Genomic DNA, 11,871 nt, shown 5'->3' on the forward strand with positions numbered 1-11,871 from the left:
CTTATGAATGAGGTGAAGTGTCGACACCATGTCCGGTTGCCACCGATTCGGGCAGACAGTGTAGAACGATGGCCGTCCCTTTGCATACAAGAAAAGTGAGGTAGAAATCATGAAATTGGGCAAATTAACGACCATTATTGCGACATCGCTACTGACGTTGGGCATGGCGACACCGATTATGGCAGCGTCGTGGGACTCAACGGCAACCGTTTCATTTACTGATGCAAGTAGCGTTACGACACCATTGGATCCTAACGATGCAGCAACTGAGCTGACAGGTTCTGGGACGACTAATCAGAGTGGTTCATTGACTATTGATTATGCGTCCAAACTAGATTTCGGTGAACGGACGACGTCCAACACGCAGGAACAAACATTCAACGCCAAAACAGATGCAGTTCAAATCGATGGTATTGAAGGTTCAGTCAAACGTTCCAACTTCGTTCAGGTTACTGACAAACGGGGTGGCGGACTTGGATGGCAATTAGCAGTCAAGCAGAGCCTGCCCTTTGAGGGTAGTGGGGGCCACAAAATGACTGGTAGCAAGATTCTATTCAACGATCGTGCTGTATTAGGCACTGAATCTGATCAGAAACCAACTATGGTTGGCGGCAATGTGACGGTTCTTGCTGATGACGCAAATGTGAAATTATTAAACGCGCCAACAGGTAAGGGAACGGGAACGACGATCCATCGTTTTGGTGGTGAAGTGACTGATACTGAACAAGAAGAAACAACTGGTGTTCAGCTAGTAGTTCCAGCTGGTGCCGCTCGTGCGGGGACCTACAATGGAACATTGACTTGGACACTAGAAGATACGCCAGGTGAAAACGTTTAGCTTTAAAGGGTACAAATATGCGAAACACAGGAGGATTCAACATGACCAAGAAAACATTAACGACAATTATAGTGATGCTTTGTGGGGTGGTTGGCCTCCTGCTACATAGTCAAGTGGCTCACGCGCAAAGCATGGATTTCAGCGTGGAACCGCAAAAGTCGTCATTGCAGCGCGATCAGTCAAAAACGTATTTCGATTTAAACGTAAAGCCAGGTCAAAAAGAAAGTGTCATGGTAAAGGTTACCAATACGTCTGATAAGCGTATTAAAATTAATACTAACGTGAATGTTGCCAAGACGAATCCAAACGGAGTGGTTGAGTACGGTAAGTCACGGTTTAAGTCTGACAAAACGTTGACCACACCTATAACAGATATTGTGACGACAGCACCGAAACAACTTAGTTTGGCACCCAAAAGTTCGAAGATGGCAATTTTTGAAATCGATGCACCTAAACAAAAGTTTAACGGGGTGATTGCCGGTGGAATTTCGTTTAAAAAAGTGACGACCAACACCAAAAAGGCCTCGAAAGGCATCTCCGTCACGAACAACTACCAATACGTAGTGGGGATGGTCCTTCATCAAGGTCGGCAAAAATTGACGCCAATGTTAAAAATGGGGGATGTAAAAGCTAAATCTGAAGCGGGTCGTAATCTGGTAACAGCTCAATTGTGCAATGTAAAAAAACGTTACTTAAGCCAGGCAAAAGTCGTGGCGAAAGTTCAAACGACGAGCAATCGAACACTGTATAAGTCAACGAAAGATCACGTTCAGTTTGCACCAAACTCGATTATGGATTACCCGATTCGGTTAAACGGAGAACGTTTTAAACCAGGGCGCTACCGGCTTGATTTAACAGTCACTGCCGTCAAGAAAAAGTGGCATTTTGTCCGTGAATTTACGATTACTAAGAAGCAGGCCGAAAAATACAATAACCAAGATGTGACGCTGAAACCGGATCACACGATGGTTTACTGGGCAGTTGGGAGCGTGCTGGTTATCATTATCGGGGTGCTGAGTTGGTTATTGGTTAAGACAAAACGAAAGCATTAAAGCTACCGGTTCTTACCACGGACAATTCGTGAAGCGACGAACGAAATAATGGCGATAGCAAGGAAGATAATTGAAACAAGGACGAGAACTTTTCTCATAATGATTACTCCTGATGGGTTATTTCGTTTCTATGTGTGCTAGGTGATTATGCGTAGTCATATCACCAGCATTTTCAACGACAATAAACTGATGGGTAGCCGGAATTTCAAACGTATTTTCGACAAGGTATAACTCTTGGTGATCATGAGTTTGAACGAACAGACGTTGTGGTTCAAAGGTCGCGACCTTAAGCGAATTCCAAACGGATAAAAAAGTCGGATTTTGATTCACTGATTGAAACACTTGATATAAGAATTTGGAATCGGATGTTTGGCTATACAGATTTCGAAAAACGGCGGTCATAAACTGGGCGTACTGCGTCCAATTTACCAATGATGTTTGATAGTATGGATCGTTAAAAATGCGCCAAATAAGGTTACGTTCGAGTGGTGATTGTGTTTTTCGCCACTCGAACATTTTTGTATAGGCCGAATTTGCTGCCTCAATGGTTAGTTGTTGACTCATCACATAAGCCGGTTTGGGCAACATTGCGGTGAGAAAATCATCAAGTTGCTGATTCGTATCTTGCAGGTTGGGCACTGGTGGGACTAGTCCGGTCAGATTAAAGGCATATTCGGTTTCAGCAGGGGTTAGTTGTAATGCCTGACAAAGCGCAAGCAAGACGTCACTCGAAGGTGTCGAACCAGTTCGACCCTGCTCAATGCGCGTGTACCAGTCCGTGCTAACGTTGGCCAGTGTGGCGACTTCTTCGCGTGTTAAACCAGGTGTGCGGCGGGACTTTGTTTGAGATACGGCAAAGGTAGTGAGATCTGCTGTAGTTCGTTTGTAGCGAAAAAAGTGACCGAGAAACTTTTCGTTAATGACTTACACCTCCTGCGTAGGACTAATCATCCTATGATGAACTAGCTCTGCATCAAAAATAGGATCACTTTCATAATATAACTGTTGCAGAAAGTAATCACTATGCAGGAGGAATTCAGATGACAATTAAAATTGGAATCAACGGCTTTGGGCGCATCGGTCGACTAGCCTTTAGAAGGTTGTTACAGCTAAAATCGTCAAACGTGGCGGTAGTCGCGATCAACGATCTAACGTCGCCAGCAATGCTAGCGTATTTATTGAAGTACGACACGACGCACGGTGTTTTAAACGATAGCGTGACGGCAACTGATAATGCCCTGGTTGTGAATGGTCAAACGTATCATGTATACGCCGAACCAGATGCAGCCAAGATTCCGTGGGTAGCTAACGACAATGTTGATATTGTTCTCGAATGCACCGGTTTTTACACGACTAAGGTGAAGGCTGCTGCGCATCTACAAGCTGGTGCGAAACAGGTCCTCATATCGGCACCGGCTGGGCGAGATGTAAAGACCGTTGTCGCTGGTGTGAACGATGATATATTGACGTCAGATGACCAGATAATCTCCGCCGGCTCATGCACGACGAATTGTTTGGCACCAATGGCCGATGCGTTGGATCAAACGTTTGGCGTTGTTGCTGGTACTATGACAACTGTCCACGCGTTTACCAGCAGTCAGATGATTCTCGACGGACCAAACCGAGGCGGCAAACTTCGACCATCACGAACCGCTTCTGCCAACACCATTCCACATTCGTCTGGGGCAGCTAAGGCAATTGGTCTCGTATTACCACAGTTAGATGGCAAACTTCAGGGTCACGCACAAAGGGTACCAGTGATTGATGGTTCATTAACTGAGCTAGTTACAGTTCTTAAAACGGGCCAACTAAGTGCTGATGACATAAACGCGCGTATCAAACCATTTACTGAACATAACGAGAGTTTTGGGTGGAATGAAGATCAAATTGTGTCGAGTGATATTATCAATTCAACGTTTGGTTCCGTTTTTGATCCGACACAAACCGAGGTCACGACAGCAGGAGATACGCAATTAGTGAAAACTGTGGCTTGGTATGACAACGAGTATGGGTTTACGTGTCAGATGGTGCGAGTCTTGGAGAAGATGGCGGCCTTGTAAAATAAATAATTATTAAACAATTATTTATTAATTTTTCTGGTGTCTGCCTCGCTGGTGAGCTAGAGTTATCTTATCAAAGGACTCAAGTGAATGAGGTGAAAGCATGGCAGAACCAGCATCGAAAGGGAAAATTATCGAGGCAGCGTGGACGTTGTTGACGGAAGTGGGCTTTGGTCAGTTCTCAATGCGAAAATTAGCCAAAGAAGTTGGTATTACGGCATCTACCTTGTACTGGCACTTTTCGAGCAAAGAAGCGATTTTTACAGTCATGGCTGATGATGTATGTGGTGAAGCTTTGAACGCGTTTATGGCGGCTTCAACTTGGCAGGAACAGCTAGTTAGTGATGGATTGGTATTCGCTGACACCTTGCGCAAACGGCCATATTCTGCTGATTTATTGTTTACCATTCCACCAATTACAGAGCACTTTTTAAAAGTCAATGAACGTTTTTTAAAAACGATTGATGATCTATCACTTGCAGATTCCGAAAAATTTATTATCGTCAACATCTATCTTGATTATATTCTGACGTTTGAACGAGATCGTCAGGTACGGCAACATGTTTTTGATTCAAAAGAATTTCAAGATGTTCAGCCAAATGGTGATTTAATCACACAAACGCCGGTTTTAAAACGAATGTATGGACAAGGAATTTTTGACCGAATGGATCGTGATTCAACGTTAAAATGGAGCTTAGAAACCTTGGTTAAGGGGTTTGAGCAACGTCAAAAGTAAGCAGCAAATGAACGACCAATTTAAAAAGTTGGTCGTTTTTGTTTACATTTCTCTCGAACGGTGTTAGAGTAGTTTTTGCTCTAGAACGGTGTTCGAGAAAAAAGAAAATGAGGAAGTTTTACAATTATGGAGAGTACAGCAATTAAAATGGAGCCGTTTTCGCTTCGAAAAGTTTTGCCAGGTGTTTTGACAATTTCAGTTGCCATGTTATTGACGATGATGGATGCTACCGTGATGAATGTGGCCATTCCAACGCTACAAAAGGTTTTTAGTACGAGTTTGTCGACGGTTCAATGGACAATTACCGGTTACACGTTGGCGTTAGCAGCCGTCACACCCTTGGCTGGATGGCTAGCGGATCGTTTTTCAGACAAAAAGATTTTTGCATCAGCCATTATTTGGTTTACGGTTTGTTCCGTTTTATGTTCGATGGTCAATTCAATCCAATTACTGATCTTATTCCGCGCATTACAGGGATTGGCGGGTGGACTTGTTGCTCCAATCGGAATGGCAATGTCGTGGCGCCTTGTTCCAAACGAAAAACGCGGTTCTTTGATGGGTATCTTGGGACTACCAATGGTTGTGGCGCCAATTATGGGGCCAATTCTATCAGGCTGGCTGTTGTCAAACGCCAGTTGGCACGCAATCTTTCTGATTAACTTGCCGATCGGTATTCTGGCATTGTTATTAGTGATTTTCTTTTTGCCAGCAGGTGACCGTAAACAAGGAATTCACTTGGATTTGGCGGGTGCACTGTTGTCACCAATGGCGTTTACGTTGCTGATTTACGGGATTCATCGTTTAGGTAACACAGCATTGACCAATCCGATCACGGCATTATGCATTGTGGCCGGGTTCATCGCATTAATCAGTTTTATCATTATTGAGTTACGTGAAAAGGCACCGCTGATGGCACTGTCTGCATTTAGGTCGCTACGGTTTTCCCGAGGAATTATGGTCAGTTGGCTGAACCAGATTGTGCTATTCGGTGCTACATTGCTGGTACCATTGTTCTTACAAACTGCTAAGGGATTTTCTTCATTGCATGCGGGCGAAATGATGGCTCCACAAGCTTTAGCTGCCTTTGCTGGCATAATTATCGGTGGACGTTTGTTTGATCGCTGGGGCATTCGTGCAGCAGCAATTCCCGGTATTGGTTCTATGGCCATTGGAGCCGGTTTCCTGACGCAAATTACGATTCACACAACGACTGTGCAGTTGTTACTGATGATTGCACTACTTGGGTTTGGACAAGGGCTGACCATGATGCAGATCAGTACGTACAATATCAGCCAGGCACCACAGGCTGTTGTTAGCCGCATTACGCCACTGATTAACTCCGCAATGCAGATTGTGAACTCGCTAGCTGTCGTCATTTTGACAAACGTACTATCGCACAATATGCATGCAGAAATGAAGTCCGCAACATTGACTGACATGAAAGCGCATATTATCAGTGCTTACGGAACAACGTTTATGTTGCCACTGGGTATTCTGGTAGCCAGTTGGTTGTTGGCGTGGACGTTGACGACAAAGAAGGAAACGGATTAAAGATCAAAAACGTGTTGAACGATTTATTTTATCGTCCAACACGTTTTTACTTGGTTCAGAAATTTGGATTTTCAAGACCGTAAATAACGATTTAATACAGATCTAGCACGCTTGATACCGTATTTATTATTATTCAAACGAACTAATTGACCCTGATCATCGAAAAATTGTCCAGTGGTGTGTGCAAGCGAATGCTGAGTCGCTAGTTGTGAAGCAATTGGGACAACGGTGTTACCTAAGTTCTTGGTCCAAGGTAAAAGATTGGACTGAACACCGCCAGGAAACAGGGCATTGACCTTTATGCCTGATGATTGTAGTTCGTGCGCCAGCAACGTGACTAACAACGTTTTATGAGTAAGCAACCATAACCCACGGTCGATTAGGTTAAATTGATGTTCATAGATTGGTCCGAAACGGATTGCTTGCGGCATCCCAGTGATAATGAAGACTCGCGGATCGGTTGATTTTGCTAAGACTGTACTCAAGTTGTGAGTTAGCCAGTAATGACTTTGTAAGTTTAGGGCAATATTATTGTCTGTCGTTTTGGGGATATTACCAGCACTGTTAAAGAGAATATCTAAATGATCATGGGTTGTCATAAAGTTTATTGCAATTCGTGTATTGTCGGTCTGATTGGCCAAGTCGCCTAATAAATAAGAAACTTTAGCATCGGGTAAAACGGCCTCGATTTCGTGAACGGCTTTGACTGCTTTCCCATTATTGCGACCAACCAACACAATCTCTGTTGGTATATTGGTGAAGCTTTTGGCGATGGCGAGGCCGACACCAGAAGTACCCCCGGTAATTAAAATAATTTTTCGTTTCAAGTAGATTGTAAAATTAATCCGAACGCTGTTCGGACAAAAAAGATCAGCTTCCTTTAAAATGGTGTTTACAACAAACCCATCTTTTAGGAGCTGATCTTTTGTCTAGTATAACCTATTCCGAACGAATTAAAATCGAAACCTTTTGTGAACTAGGGCTGTCCAATATCCAAATGGGCGTTCGGCTGAACCGATCACCGTCAACAATTTCTTATGAATTATCTCGATGTCAACCTTATCAGGCTGAATTAGCACAAACAGATGCCGAATACAAGCGATCACGATGTGGTCGGAAAACTAAGCTGAGCGATGAGTTAAAGCAAACAATTCTCAACCATTTACATCTAAGCTGGTCACCAGGAATGATTGCTCACGAATTTAAACTAGCGACTAAATCTATTTATAATTGGCTAAATCAGGGGAGAATTGGTTTCTCCTTGAATGATCTACCTGAACATGGCGTACGCCAACGGCGTAACGTTGACCAACGATCCAAATATAATCAATCTTTGGGGCGATCGATTGAACAGCGTCCCATGATGATTAATCAACGTAATCGCATCGGTGATTTTGAACTAGATACCGTCGTTGGCCCTCGTGGGCATAGTAAGGCAGTTTTATTAACTTTAATCGATCGCAAATCACGGTTCCTTTGGGCATATCGGTTAAAGGACCGAACGACAGCGAGTGTTAATGAAGCACTGACTAAGTTCCTAACAACTTTTAATGGACCGGTGCACAGTTTTACTGTGGACCGTGGTACTGAGTTTAGTGGGCTAGTATCATTTGAATCACAATATGGTATTAAGACCTATTACTGTCATGCTTATACGCCAGCTGAACGTGGTAGTAATGAACGCTTTAATCGGAATTTACGTTATTTTTATCCTAAGGGGACTCGTTTTGAGCACATTAGTGCTCAAGATTTAACGACGACGTTACTCCAAATTAACCAGAGACCGCTTAAAATACTTGACTGGAAAACACCGTATCAGGTTATGCTGACCAATTTGTCCAAAAATTCGGATTAAATTTGCAATCTACCTTCATTGTTTATTTTTCCTTTTTAAAATTGTACGAGTGTCCAATAATTGACATCTGTAAGTGCCATAATAGAGTCAATAAATCAGAAAACAAAGTGTCAGAGTGTGCACTTTGACCAAGAATGGACACATCTCGGAAATCGTTCAGAGAGGATAGTGGCATGAAACAGCAAACGAAAAAAATAACGCGTGGTGCTCAACGAACGCTGAGTGCTTTTTCAAACGCAATGAGTCAGGCGCTCACACAGCAGTCGTTTGAAGCCGTGACAGTCAACAATCTTTGTCAACAGGCCAATTATCCGCGATCAACGTTTTATAACTATTTTGAAGATAAGTATGATTTGTTGAACTACTGCTTTTCTTTGATTGTGGCCGAAATTCACCTAAACGAATTGGCTATTGGGGATGAGGGTCAGATACTGTTGACGTGTTTCGACCGTTTGTACGATCTAATAGATCAGCACAAGGCCTATGTCGCCAAAGTACTAGTTCACAATCAAGATGGTTTTCTACTAGCAGGTTTTACGAACTATGCACAGCAAGTAGGGCAAAAGTTGCTAGTCGATAAGATAGCTGTTGTGCAAGAATTGCCAGCAGAGCTGGTGGTTGCCCATTGTTTTGCCACTATTTCGATGGTGCTCAATTGGGTGTTTGTTAAACAAAATCAGTTAACGAAGCAGGATGCCCGTTTGTACCTGGTACGTTTGTACGGAAAACCAGGGTTATCAGAGACAAAATAATGTTTGAGAAACGGTGCATTGTCGGGCGTGAGGCGTACAATCAACATAAGCACCATATTTCACACATAAAGGAAGTTACGATTCATGAAGATTGAAGAAGGCTACATGCCATTTCGTGGGTATAAAACATATTATCGAATTGTCGGTGAGAAGACGCCAGGTAAGGCACCGTTATTGCTGATTCACGGCGGTCCTGGTTCATCGCATAACTACTTTGAATTGCTGGATGACTACGCAGAAACAGGCCGCCAGTTGATTATGTATGACCAAGTTGGCTGTGGGAAGTCATCATTGCCAGAAGATGAATCCGTTTATGTGAAGGAAACGTGGGCTGAGGAATTAATCGCGCTCCGTAAATACTTACACCTGGATGAAATTCACATGTTGGGTCAATCCTGGGGTGGTATGCTCGAAATGCTTTACCTCACACATTATGATCAAACGGGAGTTAAGAGTGTCATGATCGATGGTTCGCCTGCTTCCATCAAGTTGTGGACGCAAGAGCAACACCGGCTAATTTCCTACTTGAGTTATGAGGATCGCGAGGCAATTGCCGAGGCCGAGCGGACAGGCGATTTCTCCGGTCCTAAGTACTTGGCTGCTAACGACCGTTACATGGAGCGTTATTGTTGGGATGATCCGGATGAAAATTCACCAGAACCACTCCGCCGTGAAACGAATGGTAAACGTGCCAGCCTAATCGCTGAGGGACCAAACGAATTTACCGAGAACGGAACCATCAGTGATTACGATGTAACCGATGATTTGAAGAACATTCATGTGCCTGTATTGGTTACTAATGGGACGGATGATCTATGTACACCATTGATTGCGAAGTCCGTTTACGACCACATTCCAGGCGCTAAGTGGCACTTGTTTGCCAACAGCCGTCATCTGGCTTTGTTGGATCAGCATGATGAGTTTATCAGTGTGCTGGATAAGTGGTTGAAGGAAAATGACTAGTACGTCCTGTAGCAATCGATATTTCCCTGAAGTCAGGAGATAGAGAGGTTGAAAAATTTCAAATAGAGAGTGGGGTATTGCTGCCTGGATTGTCATTTTTGTATTGGGATTGATTCTTTGGGGAATATGGAATAAAGAGATTAAAGATTCAATTAAGACTATAACGTCAGCTTTTCTCAAAATATTACTTTTGCCTAGCATGATATTCTTCTATATTTACGAGATATTAGTAGGGGCCATAGTGTTTTGGACTATTATGCATACTAATATCAATGTTTGGATTCTAAAAGATTATGGAATAACGGTTCTGACCTCAATTGTGCCTTTACTTGGTGTTCAAAATTTATCAGTCTCAGTTCAGTCTACTAAGAAAATTCTGAGACAAGTGTTTTCATGGGCGACAATCTCTCTTTTTGTCATTAATTTTCATACTTTTTCTTTTGGAATTGAATTTGGGATCATTATTCCGTTTATCTTTACTACGAGTATGTTAATCGCGACTGCCGAAACTTCTGAAAAGTATACGCTGGTAGTAAAGACATTAAATGGATTACTAATGGTTATTGGTCTGTGGCTTCTTTTAGACGGTTTTATTGATATAGTGAAAAATTTAGCTATGTTCGGGCGGCTAACTACTAGTTTGCAATTCTTTATGGCAATCATTGTATGGTTTTTGCATGTTCCATTTTTACTTTTTTGGCATTGGATAAACCTTATAGAAGCACAGATGTAAAAGGCACCCGTAAAATGTAGGAAAACGGCAGGTTAGAACTGTTGGTTTTCCTACATTTTTTGTATCATGAATCACATCAGAGTGTAGGAGGAATTTGATGTGAGACGTGATTTAAGAGAAGGAGTGACGATTTACGTGACTGAAAATATTAAGCCTAACTTCGCCGAGATTGCCCGGCAATATAATGTTGATTATCGAACCGTTAAGAAAGCCTATGAGGAAGTCAAAGCTGGACTTAAGGGCCGACCAAGTGGTCGACCGAAACGGCCAAGTTTACTGGATCCATTCAAGCAAACCATCGATTCAAAGCTTGAACTAAATTGTTCGGCTGCTTCAATTTTTAAATTTATCCAGAAGAAGGGCTTTACCGGCAGCTATACCCTCGTGAAAGATTATTGTCGCCAAACCCGCCGAGAACGAGTTAAGAAAGCTACCATTCGGATTGAACATTCCCCTGGTCTCTCTGCTCAAGTTGACTGGAAAGAAGAAATGGCCCTAGTGAGCAGCGAGGGTGAGCTGTTTAAATTCAATATTTTCTTGTATGTATTGCCTTATTCAAAACTCAAATATATGACACTAACCTTTGATCGGAGCCAAGATACCCTCTTTTCTTGCTTACACGACGCTTTCCTTCATACCGGAGGTATTCCGACGGAAATCTGGTTTGATAATATGAAAACCGTTGTGGATCATACAAAATCCCAGTTTGGCCACGCTGTCTTTAACGAACGGTTCCACGAATTCTGTAAAGATGCCGGTTTCACACCAATTGCTTGTCGACCATTCAGACCACAAACTAAAGGTGCAGTTGAAGCCCTTGCTCGCACGGTTGAACGTTTACGGCCATACAATACTGAATTTGCTGATGGAACTGAGCTAATCGAACTAGTTCATATGCTCCGAGATGATCTAAATCATGAAACTTCGCAGGCCACGGACGAAGTCCCGTACCTGAAATGGTTAGACGAAGAAAAAGAGTACCTTCATCGCGTTCCAGTTAATCTCCTTGAACCATACTTCGAAGAAAACATTACCCGTGTCGTTTCGAAGGAGGCCATGATCAATTTCCGCAAATGTAAGTACTCAGTAGATCCGCGATACATTGGTTGTACGGTTGCTGTTGAAATCTCCAATGATGAGCAGCGCATTCACATTTATTATAACGGAGAAGAAATTCGTACGCACTCCATAACTACCAATTCGCTGAATTATGACCCCCAAGATCAGTTCAATATCCTCAAATCTGATTTGCTTAAAGGGCGGACAGATGAAGACATTTCAGCTTACATTCGTGAACATATGACTGATTACGACAACTTATAGGAGGCTAC

At 42.9% G+C, this 11,871-nt stretch carries 12 protein-coding genes; 10 read left to right on the forward strand and 2 right to left on the reverse strand.

The annotated features are described in order from the left end of the window. Positions 1-109: 109 nt before the first annotated feature. Together ABUE36_RS00145 and ABUE36_RS00150 are read left to right on the forward strand one after the other, a co-directional pair. Positions 110-838 (forward strand): WxL domain-containing protein, encoded by a 729-nt coding sequence (locus tag ABUE36_RS00145; RefSeq protein ID WP_161001727.1) that lies wholly within the window; start codon positions 110-112, stop codon positions 836-838. A 41-nt stretch (positions 839-879) separates the two neighbouring features. Then, entirely contained in the window at positions 880-1,890 is a 1,011-nt protein-coding gene (locus ABUE36_RS00150) for a DUF916 and DUF3324 domain-containing protein (RefSeq protein WP_161001726.1), read from the forward strand. Positions 1,891-2,007: 117 nt separating this feature from the next. Here ABUE36_RS00150 and ABUE36_RS00155 read toward each other — a convergent pair whose 3' ends face one another. Beyond that, positions 2,008-2,811, reverse strand: coding sequence for a helix-turn-helix transcriptional regulator (locus tag ABUE36_RS00155; protein WP_225439192.1), 804 nt, complete (start codon positions 2,809-2,811; stop codon positions 2,008-2,010). Between the two features lie 119 nt (positions 2,812-2,930). Here ABUE36_RS00155 and gap point away from each other — a divergent pair, with 119 nt between their 5' ends. From gap to ABUE36_RS00170, 3 genes are all read left to right on the forward strand, one after another. Further along, positions 2,931-3,950 (forward strand): type I glyceraldehyde-3-phosphate dehydrogenase, encoded by a 1,020-nt coding sequence (gene gap, locus ABUE36_RS00160; protein ID WP_161001724.1) that lies wholly within the window; start codon positions 2,931-2,933, stop codon positions 3,948-3,950. Between the two features lie 103 nt (positions 3,951-4,053). Then, positions 4,054-4,686, forward strand: a complete 633-nt coding sequence (locus ABUE36_RS00165) for a TetR/AcrR family transcriptional regulator (protein ID WP_161001723.1) — start codon at positions 4,054-4,056, stop codon at positions 4,684-4,686. A gap of 126 nt (positions 4,687-4,812) precedes the next feature. Next, complete coding sequence (locus tag ABUE36_RS00170) at positions 4,813-6,237, forward strand: MDR family MFS transporter (RefSeq protein WP_421016975.1); 1,425 nt, start codon at positions 4,813-4,815, stop codon at positions 6,235-6,237. A 71-nt stretch (positions 6,238-6,308) separates the two neighbouring features. Here the strand turns inward: ABUE36_RS00170 and ABUE36_RS00175 are convergent, their stop codons facing one another. Beyond that, positions 6,309-7,064 carry an SDR family NAD(P)-dependent oxidoreductase gene (locus tag ABUE36_RS00175; RefSeq protein ID WP_161001721.1) on the reverse strand — a complete coding sequence of 252 codons (756 nt, stop codon included), beginning with the start codon at positions 7,062-7,064 and terminating at the stop codon, positions 6,309-6,311. Positions 7,065-7,162: 98 nt separating this feature from the next. Between ABUE36_RS00175 and ABUE36_RS00180 the strand changes: the two genes are divergently transcribed. From ABUE36_RS00180 to istA, 5 genes are all read left to right on the forward strand, one after another. Continuing rightward, on the forward strand, positions 7,163-8,092 hold the full coding sequence (locus ABUE36_RS00180) for an IS30-like element ISLpl1 family transposase (protein WP_096109805.1): 930 nt from the start codon (positions 7,163-7,165) through the stop codon (positions 8,090-8,092). A 173-nt stretch (positions 8,093-8,265) separates the two neighbouring features. After that, positions 8,266-8,844, forward strand: coding sequence for a TetR/AcrR family transcriptional regulator (locus tag ABUE36_RS00185; RefSeq protein WP_421016976.1), 579 nt, complete (start codon positions 8,266-8,268; stop codon positions 8,842-8,844). 84 nt (positions 8,845-8,928) lie between these two features. After that, entirely contained in the window at positions 8,929-9,807 is an 879-nt protein-coding gene (gene pepI / locus ABUE36_RS00190) for a proline iminopeptidase (RefSeq protein ID WP_017261128.1), read from the forward strand. 256 nt (positions 9,808-10,063) lie between these two features. Then, on the forward strand, positions 10,064-10,540 hold the full coding sequence (locus tag ABUE36_RS00195; protein WP_421016977.1) for a hypothetical protein: 477 nt from the start codon (positions 10,064-10,066) through the stop codon (positions 10,538-10,540). Positions 10,541-10,639: 99 nt separating this feature from the next. After that, the gene (gene istA, locus ABUE36_RS00200) at positions 10,640-11,863 is read left to right on the forward strand and encodes an IS21 family transposase (protein ID WP_003555353.1); all 1,224 of its coding nucleotides are present in this window, start codon (positions 10,640-10,642) and stop codon (positions 11,861-11,863) included. The last annotated feature ends 8 nt before the right edge of the window (positions 11,864-11,871 follow it).

Source organism: Furfurilactobacillus cerevisiae (assembly GCF_048961765.1).
GTDB classification, from domain to species: domain Bacteria; phylum Bacillota; class Bacilli; order Lactobacillales; family Lactobacillaceae; genus Furfurilactobacillus; species Furfurilactobacillus milii_A.